The organism is Serratia odorifera, from assembly GCF_041448735.1.
Lineage (GTDB): Bacteria > Pseudomonadota > Gammaproteobacteria > Enterobacterales > Enterobacteriaceae > Serratia_F > Serratia_F odorifera.
This window is the reverse complement of record NZ_JBGMUT010000002.1, coordinates 360,574-375,431: the sequence shown is the minus strand read 5'-3', so window position 1 is coordinate 375,431 and position 14,858 is coordinate 360,574. Positions and strand designations below refer to the sequence as shown.

The window sequence follows — 14,858 nt, the reverse complement described above, 5'->3', positions numbered from 1 at the left end:
AGGAGCGGAAGCCCGCAGTTTGCACGACATTAAACAGGGTATGACTTGAATCCACTCGGGACTGTAGTGGCTTACTGAGTAGGGTTACCCTATCAGGGATATTTATAAATTCTTTACTCTGAGAAAAGCGATCAATTCTGTCATTGCCGGACTCAGTGAATCCGGTGTTTTATAGCAAATGCAGATTCGTCGCCGTGCCCATTGGTCGGTTAGCGGCAATACAGGGTAATGAAATTTTTTACTGAAGCGTTCAGCTACGGATACGGGAAGAACTGCTACGCCAATACCGCTACTGACCATCTCGCAAATCCCTTCAAAACTGCTCATTCTGATGCGGCACGCGCCAGCCCTTCAGCGATGGCTCGGCCAATGCCTGCGGTGGAGCCACTAACGATAGCCTTTTTGCCATTCAATTCGATTTTCATCTCCGTTTCTCCAACGTCGGTACCGGGGCAATCTGCCTGACCAACCGGCCAGGCAGCGTGAGCCTCGCTATGCGCGTTGCTGCTCGGCAACCCGCGCTTCTGCCGCCTGGGCCAAGCGTTCAACCCATTCCTGGTGATAACGGTACAGCGCACCAGGGTGTTTGCGACCGAGCGTTTCCAGGAAGAACTCCCCTTGCTGCGTCTCTTCGGTCAGCAGATGACAGCCGTCCGGCGTTGGCGTGATAACCCAGCCGTGATAGGCACTGGAGTGCGTGCTGTCACCGTCGACGGTTGCCGACCAGGCGATCCTGCGGCCCGGCACATACTCCGTTACCACCAGGCTCATCGGAAAGCCCACCGTCACGCGGTGGAATGTCGTGCTGGCCTGGAGCTCGCTGTCGCCGGAGAGGATTTTTACCCGATCTTCCGGCGGGAAATAGCTGGCCCAGTTTTCAGCGTTGACCAACAGCGCCCACACCACCTCTGGCGGGGCTTTGATATCAATATCATTGAGCGCATAGATAGGCGAGATTCTTGGATCGAACTGCTCTGGCCAAATTACATGGTCGTACATGGTTAGCTTTCCTTTTTGAAAAGGTCTTGAAAAATAAGCGGTGCCCACCGTTGTTCTCTTGCCTGCACCAGCACTCCGCCTTCGGCAATCTTGCCAAGACTGACCGGCGCGTAGCCGAGCCGTTGCACCAGCGCGACCACGGTCTCCACTGCGGCATCATCATCCCCTGCCAGGGGGATCGCGCGCCGCCAAAGAAAATCCTAATGATTGCCAATACATCTGAGAAGACGGTAAATTGAGATACCAACCATCGTTATTTGAGATGTAGGAACGGCTAATGCTTGATGGCGTCTCTCTCGATCAGCTCAGAACTTTCATTACCGCCGCGGATGAAGGCAGTTTTTCGGCGGCGGCGCGGAAACTCAACCGGGTGCAGTCGGCGGTCAGCGGCTGGGTCAGCAGTCTGGAAGATCAGATCGGCGTGATGCTGTTTGATCGCTCGGCCAAGTTTCCCAAGCTGACGCCGGCAGGCGTGCTGTTACTGGCGGATGCGCGCAATATCGTCGCCGGCGTCGACACGCTCAAGGCGCGGGCCAGGCAGATGACCTCCGGGGTTGAGGCCGAACTGTCGGTGGTAGTTGACGTGTGTTTTCCAACTTCGGTGGTCAGCGCGGTGGCCAAAACGTTTGCCGTTCGCTTCCCGTTGACGCCGCTGCGCCTGTTCGTCGAAGCCCTGGGCGCGGCCTATCAACCGGTGCTGGATGGCCGTTGCAGCCTGGGTATCCTACCGCCGTTGCCGCAAACCTTCCCTTCGCTGCTCAGCGAACGGCTGGGAGAGGTGCCGTTGGTCGCGGTGGCGTCGGCCAGTCATCCGCTGGCCCGTTTCGCGCGCCGCATCCCGCGCAGCGAACTCAGCAAGCACCGGCAACTGGTGCTCTCGGACCGTTCGGAACTGACCACTGGTCGAGATTTCGCCGTCGCATCGCCCACGACCTGGCGTCTGGCCGATCTGTCAACCAAACATGCCTTTCTTAAAGACAACGTCGGCTGGGGAGGCATGCCCTTGCATATGGTGGAAAAAGACATCGCCGAAGGTACGTTGGTGGTGCTGGATGTGGATGATATGCCGCGCACCGGATTCGTATTGACCATGTCGGCATTTCACCGCCCGTCGCAGCCGCCCGGTCCGGCCGGGGTCTGGTTTATCAATCAGTTAAAGGCCGAATGGCGACAGCCCTATCTGGTTTAGTCTGCCCGCTGCCGGTTAGTCGTGTTCAACCAGCAGCAGCTCCACGCCCAGGGCCTCCAGCCCTCTGCGCATCTCGTCGGAGATGGCGGTGTCGGTGATCAGCACGTCGATACGCGCGGTGTCGATAATACGATGCAGCCCGACGCGATTGAACTTGCTGGAATCGGCTACCGCGATGATGCGTTTGGACACCTCGCACATCCGGCGATTGAGGCGCGCTTCATTCTCTTGATGAGTGGTAACGCCCTGACTCAGGCTCAGGCCATCAACCCCGAGAAAAAGCATGTCAAAATGGTAATTGTCCAGTGACAGTTCGGCCTGTGAACCATAGAACGACTGGGAACTGCGGCGCAGATGCCCACCGGTGACCAGCAGTTCGACTTCCGTGGCATCCAGCAGCGCATTGGCAACGTTCATACCGTTGGTCATGACGATAATTTCTTTTTTGTCCCGTAGCTGCTGCGCAATTTCGTAGGTCGTGGTGCCGGAATCAAGAATGATGCTGCTACCGGTAACCACCATTTCGGCGGCCTTGCGGGCAATGCGCTGCTTTACCGCCAGGTGTTCGGTTTGCTTGGCCTCAATGCTGCGTTCGCTGGCCATCACCGGCGGTTCACAAATCAGCGCGCCGCCGTAGGCCCGGGTGGCAATCCCCCGCTTTTCCAGAAACGCCAGATCGCCACGGATGGTGACGGTTGACACGTTAAACTGCGCCGCCAGCTCGCTCACCTGCACCGCTCCCTGCTGTTTCAGCAAGGAAATTATTTTTTCCCGCCGCTCACTGGTACCACGAACGCTTTTTTTATCACTCATGCTCATCGTCTGAAATGACCCATTACACCGTCAGGGTGGTTGAAGATAAATCACTGGGTAAAAACGGCCGTCGCGCAATGCTATGCCAACCGTACGGCCCCCCTTCCCTTACGAACCCTACCATATTCGCCGCCAAACGACGATGTTGCTCAATGCTTTTGCTTTGTTTTCTTTTCCTTTCCGGGTAATAACCGGCATAAACCCTTCGTTACCTTTTCACTACCGTCTCATCAAAAACAAAACCGCGATCACAATACTTACACTTTCTTTTCATTGCGACACCGACCCTATTGATCTTTCTTTTCGTTTTCACTAACGTCACTTTTAGTTTACTAAACGCCAAAAAGAAACAAAACGAAAGAAATGAGGATATATGACACGCTTAACCGAGCTGATTGCAAGGCATAAACAAGGCGAACATATCGGGATTACCTCGGTCTGTTCCGCTCACCCCTGGGTGCTGGAGGCAGCAATGCTGCATGCACGTCAGCAGCAGACGCCGTTGCTGATTGAAGCCACCTCGAATCAGGTTGATCAGCATGGCGGCTACACCGGCATGACACCGCAGATGTTTCAACAGCAGTTACGATCGCTGGCGGAAAAACTGGATCTCGATCCGGCCCAACTGGTGCTGGGTGGCGATCATCTTGGCCCCAACCGCTGGCAACATCTGCCAGCCAGTCAGGCGATGGCGCAAGCGGCGGTGCTGGTTGAGCACTACGTTGCCGCCGGCTTTCAGAAAATTCACCTCGATTGCAGCATGTCCTGCGCCGACGATCCGCAGCCGCTCAGCGATCGGACGGTTGCCGAGCGCGCGGCACAGCTGGCTTACGTTTGCGAACAAACCAGCCTGAAGCTGTTTGGCAAAAGCGAGGTGGTATATGTGATCGGCACCGAAGTTCCGGTGCCCGGCGGTGCGCAAGAGGCCTTGGATACGCTCGCCGTCACCCAGGTTGCCGCGGTGGAGCATACGCTGGCGGCACACCGGCAGGCCTTTGCACGCCAAGGGCTAGCGGATATCTGGCCACGGGTTATCGGGCTGGTGGTGCAACCGGGCGTCGAGTTTTCGCACCATGGCGTGGTGGATTTCCAACCCGAACCAGCGGCGGCGCTGAGTCGCTACGTCGCTGAGCAACCTCACCTGGTATTTGAAGCCCACTCCACCGATTACCAGTTGCCACAGGCCTACCGCAGTCTGGTACAGGGGCACTTCGCCATCCTCAAGGTCGGCCCGGCGCTGACCTTCGCGCTGCGCGAAGCCTTGTACGCGTTGGAGAACATGGAACGCGAACTGCTACCGGCGGCGCAATGCAGCGATCTGCGCGCCCAGCTTGAGCGGGTGATGTGCCAGCGGCCGGACGCCTGGGAAAAATATTATCACGGCAACGAACGGCAACGGTATTTCGCGCGGCATTTCAGCTATTCGGATCGTCTGCGTTACTACTGGCCCGATAGCACGGTGCAAGCGGCGGTTGAACGCCTGCTGGACAACCTTGCTCACCAGCCCTTGCCGCTGCCGCTGCTGAGCCAATACCTGCCGCTGCAGTATCACCGCGTGCGCGCCGGACAACTGCCGGCCGATGCCCGCAGTCTGGCGCTGGATTGCATTACCGATGTTCTGCGCGCTTACGCCGCAGCCTGCCAGTGAGATGGCTATTCAGGAGAATTATATGTATCAACAACCCACCGCTGCCTGCTGGACCGAGCGGGAAATTCGTCAGCAACCCGAGGTGTGGCTGGCCACCGTCGACGCCATCGAGCGGCAACGCCAGGCGCTGGAGAGCTTTCTGACTCCATTGCTGGCGCACCCCGGCCTGCGGGTGATACTGACCGGCGCGGGATCGTCCGCATTTATCGGCGATACGCTGGCGCCGATGCTGGCTCGCACCCTCAACGCGCCGGTGCAGTCGGTCTCTACTACCGACATTGTCAGCGATCCGGCCGGTTTTTTGCCCGCCGATAGGCCGCTGCTGCTGGTGTCGTTTGCCCGTTCGGGATCCAGCCCCGAGAGCCTGGCTGCGGTGGCGCTGGCCAACCAGCATAACGCCGACAGCCACCACCTGCTGATCACCTGCAACGCCGAAGGCGATTTATACCGCCGTCATCATGACCAGCCACGGGTATTGGCGTTAGCACTGCCCGCCAATACCTGCGATCGCGGCTTCGCCATGACCAGCAGCATGAGCAGCATGATTCTGGCCTGCCTGTGTGCCTTTAACGTTGCTGGCATCGACCCGGTCGCAGTACAGGCGCTGGCGCAAAGCGTGGCCGCCTTGCTGGAAGCAACGCGTGACGTGACGCGCTCGCCGTTACAGACCGCCGATGCGCAACGGGTTATCTGGCTGGGCAGCGGCGCACTGCGCGGTATCGCCCACGAAAGCGCGTTGAAACTGCTGGAACTGACCGCCGGGCAGACGGCGGCGTTCTATGAGTCACCGCTGGGCTTCCGCCACGGTCCCAAGTCTCTGATTAATCGGCAAACGCAGGTTATCGTCCTGATGTCCAACGACCCTTACACCCGCCGTTATGACGAAGACCTGCTCAATGAGCTGCGTAACGACGGCGTGGCCTGTCGGATTGTGGCGCTGGCCGGCAGGCCGTCGGCGGAGATCGAACGGGGTGAGCATATCTACCTGCCCAATGCGCAAGGCTTCAACGATGGCCAACTGGCATTGGGGTTGCTGGTATTCGCCCAGCTTTATGCCTTGGCGCAATCGGTGCATTTCGGCATGACGCCGGACAACCCTTCACCGGAAGGGCGAGTCAACCGGGTGGTACAAGGGGTCACTATCTACCCTTGGCACGCGCAACCATAGCCTCAGGAGTGAACAACACCATGGCGATTATCTCAACCAAATACTTATTGGCACAGGCGCGTAAACAGGGCTGGGCGGTCCCGGCGTTCAACATTCACAACGCAGAAACCATTCAGGCGGTACTGGAAGCCTGCCGGGAACGGCAATCGCCGGCGATCCTGGCCGGAACGCCGGGCACCTTCCGCCATATCGGCTGTCAGGAAATGCTGGCGCTGGCCGCAACCTACGCAACCCGTTATCAACTGCCGGTGATTTTGCACCTCGATCATCATGAGACCTTTGAGGATATCGCTGGCAAGGTCGACGTCGGGGTGAGAAGCGCCATGATTGACGGCAGCCATCTCCCTTTTGAACAAAATATCCAACTCGCCGCTCAGGTAGTGGCATATTGCCACCAGCGGGACTGCAGCGTGGAAGCGGAGCTCGGACGGCTGGGCGGGATCGAAGACGATCAGGACGTTGACGAAGCGCAGGCATTTTTGACCGATCCGGCGCAGGCGCTCAGTTTTGTCGAGCGCACCGGCATCGACAGTCTGGCGGTGGCGATCGGTACCGCGCACGGCATGTATGCCCAGCGGCCGAACATCGACTTTGCCCGTTTGCAGGAGATCGGCGCACGGGTGGCGATCCCGCTGGTGCTGCACGGTGGCAGTGGCGTGCCGGACAACGACGTCAGGCAGGCGATTGGTCTGGGCATTGCCAAGGTCAACGTCGGCACCGAATTGAAGATTGCCTTCGCCGACGCGGTGAAACGCTACTTTGCGGCGCACCCCGATGCCAGCGATCCCCGTTACTACATGCGTGAAGGGATGGATGCCATGAAACGCGTTATCCATGAAAAAATCACCCTGTGCGGTGCTGAGGGGCGACTGAATGCGGGAGGTGAACGGTGATTTACCTGGGGGTTGACGGTGGCGGCACCAAAACCGCCTTCGTGTTGATCAATGACGCCGGCGATGTGCTGGCCCGCCATGAGGCGGCAACCAGCTACTACCTGAGCGTCGGCATGGATGCCGCGCGCAGCGTGGTGCTCAACGGCATTGGCGAAATCTGTCATCGTGCGGGCATCACCCCCGCCGATATCAGCTTTACCTTTCTTGGCCTGCCGGCCTACGGCGAAGTGTCGGCCGACGTGGAGCGGCTGGATGCGATAGCGCAGTCGCTGCTGAACCGCGAACGCTATCGCTGCGATAACGACATGATCTGCGGCTGGGCCGCCAGCCTGGGCTGTCGCGACGGCATCAACGTGGTGTCCGGCACCGGTTCAATCGCCTATGGCGAATACCAGGGGCGTAGCGCGCGCTGCGGCGGCTGGGGCGAGCTGTTCAGCGACGAAGGCAGCGCCTACTGGATCGGCTGTCAGGCGTTGAACCTGTTTTCGCGCATGGCCGACGGACGATTGCAGAAAGATCTGTTCTACGATCTGATGCGCGAAAAATACCCCTGCCGCAACGATCTGGACATCTGCGATCTGGTGTTCAACCAGTGGAAAGGCGACCGCGGCAAGATTGCCTCGCTGGCGCCGATCGCCTGTGAAGCGGCGGTCGCCGGCGACAAGCAAAGTCGCGCCATATTCTTTCTGGCGGCCAAAGAGCTGGCGCTGATGGTGGATACGCTGCGTGAAACCCTGCGTTGGCACGCCGATGAAAGCGTACGCGTGTCCTATTCCGGCGGCGTATTCAAATGCGGCGACGTGATTCTGGAGGCCTTTGCCTATGAACTCGCGAAATTGAACGGCAATTATCATATCTGTCTGCCTGAATATCACCCCACACTCGGCGCGGCGATCTATGCCGCGAAACTAAACGGTACGCCGCTCTCTGGGCAGGCGTTGGGCAAACTGTCACTCGGTGAATACAATGGTCAATAACACATCCTGGATCGTTTATACCTTTCTGGTGGTCATTACCTGGGGAGTCTGGGGGGCGTTCAGCGCCTGGCCAACCACCCACTATGGCTATCCCGACCAGTGGATCTACATCATCTGGTCATTAACCATGCTAATTCCCTGCTATTTCGCGCTACGCGGTCAGCGCTTCGATACCTCCGGCACCGCGATTCTGTATGGCTGTCTGATCGGCTTTACCGGCGCCGGCGGGCAACTGCTGCTGTTCAAAACACTGGCGATGGGCGCCCCTGCCTATCTGGTATTCCCAATCATTTCCATCTCTCCTGCCATCACGGTGCTGATGTCGCTGGCGCTGCTGAAGGAACGGGTAAACCGGCTGGGCGGCCTGGGGGTACTGCTGGCGCTGTTGTCGATCGTCATGTTCAGTATCAGCAGCGGTGACGGCGATCGCGACGGCGGCCTGCTGTGGCTGTTGTATTCGGTGGTGATTTGCGTCGCATGGGGAGTACAGGCGTTCTTTATGAAACGCGCCTCCAACCTGGGCGTTGCCGACAGTTCGCTGTTTGGTTATATGACGCTGACCGGGATCCTGCTGGCGCCGGTTGCCTGGCTGATGCTGGCGGACAAGGGCGCCAGTTATCCGTTGATGGCCACGCTGGCTACCGCGTGCATTCAAGTATTGAACGCCGTTGGCGCACTTTGCCTGGTCATGGCGCTGTCGCGCGGTAAGGCCACCATCATCGCCCCCTGCACCAATGCGCTGGCGCCGGTATTGACCGCGGTGATTTCCCTGATCATTTACCAGTCTATGCCGAGCAGCTGGGCAATCGTCGGTATTGTGCTGGCGATTTCAGGTTCGACGATGATGGTCTATTCCGAAGAAAAGCAAAATGCCGCCAAGCTGAGCACCGCCCTATAACACAGCTGGCATGATTAATACCGATCGCGCCATTATTACCGCAGCCGGTTATTTTATTAATGCAGCAAGCGTAAGTTCAGACGTCATTTTTAGATAAAAGGTATTTCAGGATAAACATCGATTCCCTGCGCTGGCGCAGCGAACCGCTACGCCCGTTATCTTACCGGAGCCTTTAATTAATGAAACGCTTACTTTCCGTCCTCTGTTCCATATTACTCAGCGGCGCCGTGCATGCCGCAACCGCAGACCCCACCAGCGCCGAGGCGGCCGCCGAACGGGTAACCACGCTGGCGCAAACGCCGCCGATGGGTTGGTCAAGCTGGAACTATTATGGCGACAGAATCAATGAAAAAATTATTATAGACACTATCGATAAAATGGTTGCCAGTGGTTTGCGCGACGCCGGTTATATTTATGTCAATATTGATGACGGCTGGCAAAAATATAAAGGCTCGCGCGCCGACCATCCATTAACCTATGACGAAAAAAAGTTTCCCCGTGGTATTAAATACCTCGCCGACTACGCTCACCAAAAGGGCATGAAACTGGGCATTTACAGCGGGCCGGGGAATTCCACCTGTGCAGGCTACGTCGGTTCCGAAGGGCATGAAAAGCAGGATGCCGCCATGTTCGCCTCATGGGGGGTCGACCATTTGAAATACGACTCCTGCTGCAGCCACCAACAGGCGAGTCAGGCGGTGCTAAAAACGGTGTTTGGCGATATGTCCAAGGCGCTGCAGGCTACCGGCCGGCCGATTGTCTATCATGCCTGCCACTGCGGCTGGCAGAACATTTGGCAATGGGGTAACAGCGTTGGCGCAAACCAGTGGCGCATCGGTCAAGACATCAGCGACGACTTCAATTATCCGGGCAACCGCGAAGGTTACTACTTTGACGTGCTGGATATGATCGACCGTGGCGTTGGCCTGGAAGCCTACAGCGGCAAAGGGCATTGGAACGACTACGACATGCTGGTCATCGGGCTGCATGGCCATTCAAAAGAGCTGGTCGGCACCGGCGCGTCAGACACCGAATACCGCACCCACTTCAGCATGTGGGCGATCCTCAGTTCACCGCTGCTGATTGGCGCCAGCCTCGACGATCTGAACGCCGCGGATATGGTTACCTTGAAAAACAAGGAAATCATTGCGCTGAACCAGGATCCGCTGGGGTTGCAAGCCAAACGTTATGTCAATAACGGCGATCAGCAGATCTTTGCCAAACCGCTCGCCGACGGCTCCTGGGCGGTAGCGTTACTCAACCGTTCGGGACAGACCGCCACCATGACCCTCAATCTCCACCAGGATTTGGATCTGCCCTGGAAAAAAACGCTGGTGCGCGATCTGTGGGCACACCGCGACGTGGCAACCGTGACCGACAGTTACAGCAGCGAAGTGCAATCGCACGAAGCCAAAATACTGGTTATCCGCAGCGGCTGGTAAACCGCGCACATCGTGGGCCCCCCATTGCGGGTCCACGATGTGCGCCGCTAGATAGACACAGCCCAGGCGCAGGCACGCAGCTGCCTGCAACCTCGACAATAATAAACCGCCTCGCTAGCTGACGAGAATAATGATGAACCAGATAAAGGTCCTCGCCTCGAGCCTGCTCGTATGGGCCGGCACCACCTGCGCCCAGCAGGCTGACGCTGAACACGCCGACAGCAAACACGATCGGCCGCCGCGGCTTGCCGCCCCGGCAACGTCGCCAGCCGCAGAAAAAACCTGGCATATAACCACCGGCCTGTTGATTGAAACGGAAAACGTCGAAGGCCAATCGGATAATAAAGGCTTTTGGGAACCCACCCTGTATCTGGAGGCGGCGCGCGGCAACTGGAGTATCTACGGTTCCTTTTATCAAGAGAACCATAATGGCGCGCACTATTACGGTACTCAGGGACGCAGCGACTGGTTTAATCAGTACGAGATCAATTTACGCTATCTGATCGCCAGCCATGCCGTCTACGACCTCGGCCTGATGGCCGGCGTACGCCATTACCAGTGGCAATATAAACAGCAAGACGGCATAACCCGCTACCAGACGCAGCGCTATACCGTGCAACCCGACTGGGAAATCCGGCTTGGCGACCAGAGCCGTTTTAGCGGCTGGCTGGCGCTGTATCAATATATCAATCATGTAAGGCAGAACGCGCTGACCGACAAGGAACTGGAGGGCGAAACCGGCTTTGGCTACCAGGTCAACGACCTGCTCAGCTTCAAACTCAATTATTATATCGATCGCGGCTGGAATAGCGGCAGCGATCGGCTGGCGGAATTTTCTCAGCAGGAGCTGCGCCTGTATATGCCGTTGACGCTAGCGCTGTGGCACACGCCGCTGACCGTGACCCCTTATCTGCGCCATTCGCTGGACACCGATTACTATAACGTTGAACAACAGCGCAACGACGGCGAAACCGACACCCGCATCGGCCTGTTGCTGGAACAGACGTTGCCGCAGGGCATTGCGCTGAGCCTGGAGTATGCCTATGAACTGCAGCGCCATCACGGCACCGCTGACGATGCGGGCAGCAACGGCAAATATCACTATACCGGCGTAGGTCTTTCCTACGCATTTTAAGCCGATTGGCAGTTGACGGGTTAGCTAACCCACGGCCATAGCGACAGCGTCAACAGGTTGATGCGTAACTGGCTGTGCAACAGCATCACCAGCAGTATCAGCGCTGTGCATGCCATCTGCGCGATCACCGCCTTGTGCAGCCGGGCAGCGTTTTCCGCCCACCCCTCCTGCCCTGGCTGCAACTGCGCCAATGCCGTGGTGGCAGGATCGCGCCAACGCTTTTCCGCCAGCGAATCAATCACGAAAATCGCCACGCTAAGCACAAACCACAGCTGGAACGCCCGGTGCCAGTCTTGCAGCCAGAACAGCGCGATGCCGCTGAGCATTAAGCCCCAGCCGGCAATATTGTAAAACCGATCGGTGGCAGCCAGGCCGTTAAGCAACACGGTTTTATTCTCCGCCGGACTAACGGCCAGACGGGCAGACAACCAGGGGGCAAACAGCAGCGGTCCGGTTGCCGCTACCGCGGCCAAGGCGTGGACTAGTTTGATGATGTCGTAGTTCAATGCCGGTTCCTCAATTCATTCAGTAATGAAAGCTAGGGTACGCAACGGCATCGATGGTGAGAATGTTCAATAAGCACAGATTATCGAACGAAACGGACAAACCGGCAGAGCGCTTTAGGCGCTATTATTCAGCCGATAGTCTTGCAGATAGCGACGGATTTCCCCCGGGCATTTACCGGCGACCCGGCGAAACCAGTGGCCGAACGAATCGCCGGAAGATAATCCCAGCATCACCGAAAGCTGCTCATTGGATGCACCCTCCGCCAGCCCTTGCCAGGCGACGGCCAGCAGCAGCCGGTTGTGCCATTCGGTGTAGCGTAACCCGGTATCCTTGCGAAACAGCCGCGCCAGCGTGCGCTCGGTGGCGCCCACCTGCCGGCCCCATTCGGCCAGGCTGCGATGCTGGGCGGGATCGTCGATCAGGCTGTCGGTTACCTTCTTCAACCGGCTGTCATGCGGCAAAGGCAAGGTAAAGTTACTGGCGGGTTTTTCTTCGATTTCTTCAAACAGCAGCTGCAACATGCTATTGCGGCGCGTTTCCGCCAGCGGCAACGTGGCATCGGCCAGCCGTTCGCACAGCGCCGAGATCAGCATAGAGGCGTCAATCAACTTGATATGCGGGGTGACGGTGCGGCAAAGTTCGGGAGAGATATACAGCACGGTGAGATCGACACGGTTATAGGCCTGCCCCCAATGCAGGGTATCAGGCGGTATCCATACCGCCATGCCCGGCTTCATCAACCAGTGCTGTTCCGAGGTATGCCCGTACAGCACCCCCTGCTTGACCAGCACGAACTGCCCCAACGGATGGCGATGGGGCTCGTTTTCCCCTGCCGCCACCCGATCGAGCACCCGCTCGATAATCAGCGCATCATCCAATGTTGTCGATACCATGCATTCCACATTACCGTTAACTGACCGGGTAAGCGCGAGGCATCAGCAGCGTAAAGCATAGCCCCACCAGCATACTCAGCCCAAGAAGAATAAAACAGCTCTGAAACGCGTCGCTGCCGGCCTGGCGAAGCTGTACCGTCGCCAGCGTATTTACCCCCAGCGCCGCCCCCAGATTACGCAAAAACTGCACGGTTGCCGTCCAGCTAGCCAGGCGATCGGCCGGTGCGCTGTTCTGGGCAAACACCAGCGTGGTGGTGGCGGTAAAACCCATGCCCAGACCGATCAGCAGCAGAGCGCCGGCAATCATCGGCAACTGATGCTGTCCAACCGTCAACGCCATCAGGAATGCCCCACCGGCCAGCATCAACATGCCGAACAGCGCCATGCGCCGATAACCGACCGAGGCCAGTTTGTTACCGCAAAATGCCGCGCCAACTACCCAGCCGAGCGCCGCCAGCATAATCAGCATACCGCTCGACATCAGGCTGCCGGCCTGCTGGCTGAGCGCCAACGGCAACAGCGTCACCGATGAATACAGGCCGGCGCTGGAAAGCAGCACCAAAATGATAACGGAAAACAACGCCCCTCGCCGGAAGAATTGTAACGGTATCGGACTGCTGGTCGGCCGCTGGCGCACACGCAGCATCAACAGTGCCAACGCCGCCAGCGTCACCGCCCACAGGGCGTATTCGGCGCCTCTCAGCGCAGCGGGACTGTCAATCAGCAACAGCAGGCCGCAGGCCAGTACCATCAGCAAAAGCTGCGCCGGCAGATCAAGAGCTGCCTTGCCGTTGCCTTTGCCTACCGGCGGTGTCACAAACAGCAACAACAACGCCAGTGCCCCCACCGGCAGATTGAACCAGAAAATGGCGCGCCAGCCGAAGCTGCTGGCCAGCACGCTGCCCAGTAGCGGTCCCAAAATGGCCGACAACCCCCACACGCCGCTCAACATGCCCTGCATTTTTCCGCGTTTCTCCGCGTCGAACAGCGACGCCAACAGGGAATAAGAGAGCACGATAATGCCACCGGCACCGATGCCTTGCAGCGCTCGCGCCGCAATCAGCAGCCCCATGCCGGGGCTGACGGCGGCCAGCGCCGACGCCGCCAGAAACAGCAGCAGACAGGCCTTGAGCGTAGCGGATACGCCCAGCCGGTCACCGCAAGCGCCGGCCAGCGGCGCCACCAGCGCCACCGGTAACAGAAAGGCGGACATCACCCAGGGATAGAGCGCCGGGTGACCGAGCCGACCGCCGATCACCGGCAATACGGTACTGACGATGGTACTGTCAACCGCCGCCAGGAAAAGCGCGCTGACCACCGCCACTAGCCCCAGGCCCGTTTTTTTTTGCGGCATTGCCGACGCCGCTAATGCATCTTGTTTCATGATTTTCCTGCTGATTAAGCGGCGTGAACCCGCGAGGCCTGAGAAAACTGCTGTACGATCGCCGCCGTTTCATCATCCAGATGCTCATCCACCTTACGGATCATATCGCCAGACTGGACGATCTCGCGAAAACGCAGGGTCATGTCCAACTGGGTTTTCGCCGCCTGGTTGCCCTCGGTGTAGTCGATATCGAACGCCGCCTTTACCGTTTCCGCGCTGGCCAGCGCCAACTGCGTATTCAACGCTTCGGTGTCCTGAATCAGCTGATGCATTCGCTGACGTTCAGCGGCGTTGAAGGTCGGGATCAGTCGGTCAAAAATGGCGTGATCGCACTGGATATGCCGCGCCTCATCCAGGCCGTGAAAATGCAGCAATTGGGTCAGGAAACCGCGTTGCATCGGATCCAAGACCTTGAGGCGACGCTCGAACACCGTAATGATCGACTCGCCCACATAGGCCGTCGAACACAGCGCAGCCAGTTTGATCAACGGAGCATCGCCGTCGTCGTACAGATCCACCCGCTGTTTGAACAGGTTGTTTTCCAGTTTGATATCGCGTCCCGACAGCAAGCGAACATATTGATAGAAGCTGTTGGCATGATTGATCTCTTCCGCCGCAAAACAGGAGAGCGCGTGATACAGGCCATCACCGGCCATCAGCGCCGTGTTGTCGGCCTGTAGTTCACACAGAATGCGCGTCATCACCGTCGCGACGTGCATTTCAATCTCCGCCAGCTGCGCCAGCTCCTTGTACAGATAGGCAACGGCTTTTTGTTCCTGCCCTGCTTCCCCGACCAGCGCACGTGACAGGAAATCCAGCTCGCGATCCGTGGCCGCCTGCTCCCACGGCATGCGGTTGGGGTGCAGATAGTTGAGGTGAGCGTATTGATTGATTTGTTTAAAATGCGTCATG

16 protein-coding genes are annotated in these 14,858 nt (G+C 58.2%); 8 read left to right on the top strand and 8 right to left on the bottom strand.

What is annotated here, in order from left to right:
• Positions 1 to 102 precede the first annotated feature (102 nt).
• The 3 genes from ACCC84_RS07815 to ACCC84_RS07805 all read right to left on the bottom strand — a co-directional run bounded on the left by ACCC84_RS07815 (position 103) and on the right by ACCC84_RS07805 (position 1,148).
• On the bottom strand, positions 103 to 300 hold the full coding sequence (locus ACCC84_RS07815) for a LysR substrate-binding domain-containing protein (protein ID WP_233092272.1): 198 nt from the start codon (positions 298 to 300) through the stop codon (positions 103 to 105).
• 192 nt (positions 301 to 492) lie between these two features.
• The gene (locus ACCC84_RS07810; protein WP_371901719.1) at positions 493 to 999 is read right to left on the bottom strand and encodes an SRPBCC domain-containing protein; all 507 of its coding nucleotides are present in this window, start codon (positions 997 to 999) and stop codon (positions 493 to 495) included.
• 2 nt (positions 1,000 to 1,001) lie between these two features.
• A complete protein-coding gene (locus ACCC84_RS07805) occupies positions 1,002 to 1,148 on the bottom strand; it encodes a hypothetical protein (RefSeq protein WP_371901718.1) in 147 nt (48 codons plus the stop codon).
• A gap of 128 nt (positions 1,149 to 1,276) precedes the next feature.
• On the opposite strand from ACCC84_RS07805, the gene ACCC84_RS07800 reads away from it, so the two are divergent.
• A complete protein-coding gene (locus tag ACCC84_RS07800; protein ID WP_371901717.1) occupies positions 1,277 to 2,188 on the top strand; it encodes a LysR family transcriptional regulator in 912 nt (303 codons plus the stop codon).
• A 15-nt stretch (positions 2,189 to 2,203) separates the two neighbouring features.
• Here the strand turns inward: ACCC84_RS07800 and ACCC84_RS07795 are convergent, their stop codons facing one another.
• Positions 2,204 to 3,007, bottom strand: coding sequence for a DeoR family transcriptional regulator (locus ACCC84_RS07795; protein ID WP_004960999.1), 804 nt, complete (start codon positions 3,005 to 3,007; stop codon positions 2,204 to 2,206).
• 367 nt (positions 3,008 to 3,374) lie between these two features.
• Here ACCC84_RS07795 and ACCC84_RS07790 point away from each other — a divergent pair, with 367 nt between their 5' ends.
• The 7 genes from ACCC84_RS07790 (at position 3,375) to ACCC84_RS07760 (ending at position 11,162) form a co-directional block, all read left to right on the top strand.
• Positions 3,375 to 4,649, top strand: coding sequence for a D-tagatose-bisphosphate aldolase, class II, non-catalytic subunit (locus ACCC84_RS07790; protein ID WP_371901716.1), 1,275 nt, complete (start codon positions 3,375 to 3,377; stop codon positions 4,647 to 4,649).
• Between the two features lie 22 nt (positions 4,650 to 4,671).
• Positions 4,672 to 5,817, top strand: coding sequence for an SIS domain-containing protein (locus tag ACCC84_RS07785; protein ID WP_371901715.1), 1,146 nt, complete (start codon positions 4,672 to 4,674; stop codon positions 5,815 to 5,817).
• A gap of 20 nt (positions 5,818 to 5,837) precedes the next feature.
• Entirely contained in the window at positions 5,838 to 6,710 is an 873-nt protein-coding gene (locus ACCC84_RS07780; RefSeq protein ID WP_371901714.1) for a tagatose bisphosphate family class II aldolase, read from the top strand.
• On the top strand, positions 6,707 to 7,687 hold the full coding sequence (locus tag ACCC84_RS07775; RefSeq protein ID WP_095099228.1) for an N-acetylglucosamine kinase: 981 nt from the start codon (positions 6,707 to 6,709) through the stop codon (positions 7,685 to 7,687). Before ACCC84_RS07780 ends, ACCC84_RS07775 begins: the two co-directional genes overlap by 4 nt.
• The gene (locus ACCC84_RS07770) at positions 7,677 to 8,585 is read left to right on the top strand and encodes an EamA family transporter (RefSeq protein ID WP_004960989.1); all 909 of its coding nucleotides are present in this window, start codon (positions 7,677 to 7,679) and stop codon (positions 8,583 to 8,585) included. The genes ACCC84_RS07775 and ACCC84_RS07770 overlap by 11 nt, the downstream gene beginning before the upstream one ends.
• Before the next feature lie 179 nt (positions 8,586 to 8,764).
• Positions 8,765 to 10,027: a glycoside hydrolase family 27 protein gene (locus tag ACCC84_RS07765; protein ID WP_371901713.1), complete on the top strand. Its 1,263-nt coding sequence runs from the start codon at positions 8,765 to 8,767 to the stop codon at positions 10,025 to 10,027.
• A 130-nt stretch (positions 10,028 to 10,157) separates the two neighbouring features.
• Positions 10,158 to 11,162 carry an OmpG family monomeric porin gene (locus ACCC84_RS07760; protein WP_004960985.1) on the top strand — a complete coding sequence of 335 codons (1,005 nt, stop codon included), beginning with the start codon at positions 10,158 to 10,160 and terminating at the stop codon, positions 11,160 to 11,162.
• A gap of 20 nt (positions 11,163 to 11,182) precedes the next feature.
• On the opposite strand, the gene ACCC84_RS07755 is transcribed toward ACCC84_RS07760, so the two are convergent.
• The 4 genes from ACCC84_RS07755 to ACCC84_RS07740 form a co-directional block, all read right to left on the bottom strand.
• Complete coding sequence (locus ACCC84_RS07755) at positions 11,183 to 11,668, bottom strand: hypothetical protein (protein ID WP_004960983.1); 486 nt, start codon at positions 11,666 to 11,668, stop codon at positions 11,183 to 11,185.
• A gap of 114 nt (positions 11,669 to 11,782) precedes the next feature.
• Positions 11,783 to 12,562 carry an AraC family transcriptional regulator gene (locus ACCC84_RS07750; protein WP_371901711.1) on the bottom strand — a complete coding sequence of 260 codons (780 nt, stop codon included), beginning with the start codon at positions 12,560 to 12,562 and terminating at the stop codon, positions 11,783 to 11,785.
• 16 nt (positions 12,563 to 12,578) lie between these two features.
• Entirely contained in the window at positions 12,579 to 13,946 is a 1,368-nt protein-coding gene (locus tag ACCC84_RS07745; protein ID WP_088499740.1) for an MFS transporter, read from the bottom strand.
• A 14-nt stretch (positions 13,947 to 13,960) separates the two neighbouring features.
• Positions 13,961 to 14,857 (bottom strand): diiron oxygenase, encoded by an 897-nt coding sequence (locus tag ACCC84_RS07740; RefSeq protein ID WP_004960978.1) that lies wholly within the window; start codon positions 14,855 to 14,857, stop codon positions 13,961 to 13,963.
• Position 14,858: the final 1 nt, after the last annotated feature.

Coding starts and splice junctions, on each gene's coding strand:
- ACCC84_RS07815 (WP_233092272.1), bottom strand. CDS start 300: ATGGTCAGTAGCGGTATTGGCGTAGCAGTTCTTCCCGTATCCGTAGCT.
- ACCC84_RS07810 (WP_371901719.1), bottom strand. CDS start 999: ATGTACGACCATGTAATTTGGCCAGAGCAGTTCGATCCAAGAATCTCG.
- ACCC84_RS07800 (WP_371901717.1), top strand. CDS start 1,277: ATGCTTGATGGCGTCTCTCTCGATCAGCTCAGAACTTTCATTACCGCC.
- ACCC84_RS07795 (WP_004960999.1), bottom strand. CDS start 3,007: ATGAGCATGAGTGATAAAAAAAGCGTTCGTGGTACCAGTGAGCGGCGG.
- ACCC84_RS07790 (WP_371901716.1), top strand. CDS start 3,375: ATGACACGCTTAACCGAGCTGATTGCAAGGCATAAACAAGGCGAACAT.
- ACCC84_RS07785 (WP_371901715.1), top strand. CDS start 4,672: ATGTATCAACAACCCACCGCTGCCTGCTGGACCGAGCGGGAAATTCGT.
- ACCC84_RS07780 (WP_371901714.1), top strand. CDS start 5,838: ATGGCGATTATCTCAACCAAATACTTATTGGCACAGGCGCGTAAACAG.
- ACCC84_RS07770 (WP_004960989.1), top strand. CDS start 7,677: ATGGTCAATAACACATCCTGGATCGTTTATACCTTTCTGGTGGTCATT.
- ACCC84_RS07765 (WP_371901713.1), top strand. CDS start 8,765: ATGAAACGCTTACTTTCCGTCCTCTGTTCCATATTACTCAGCGGCGCC.
- ACCC84_RS07760 (WP_004960985.1), top strand. CDS start 10,158: ATGATGAACCAGATAAAGGTCCTCGCCTCGAGCCTGCTCGTATGGGCC.
- ACCC84_RS07750 (WP_371901711.1), bottom strand. CDS start 12,562: ATGGTATCGACAACATTGGATGATGCGCTGATTATCGAGCGGGTGCTC.
- ACCC84_RS07745 (WP_088499740.1), bottom strand. CDS start 13,946: ATGAAACAAGATGCATTAGCGGCGTCGGCAATGCCGCAAAAAAAAACG.
- ACCC84_RS07740 (WP_004960978.1), bottom strand. CDS start 14,857: ATGACGCATTTTAAACAAATCAATCAATACGCTCACCTCAACTATCTG.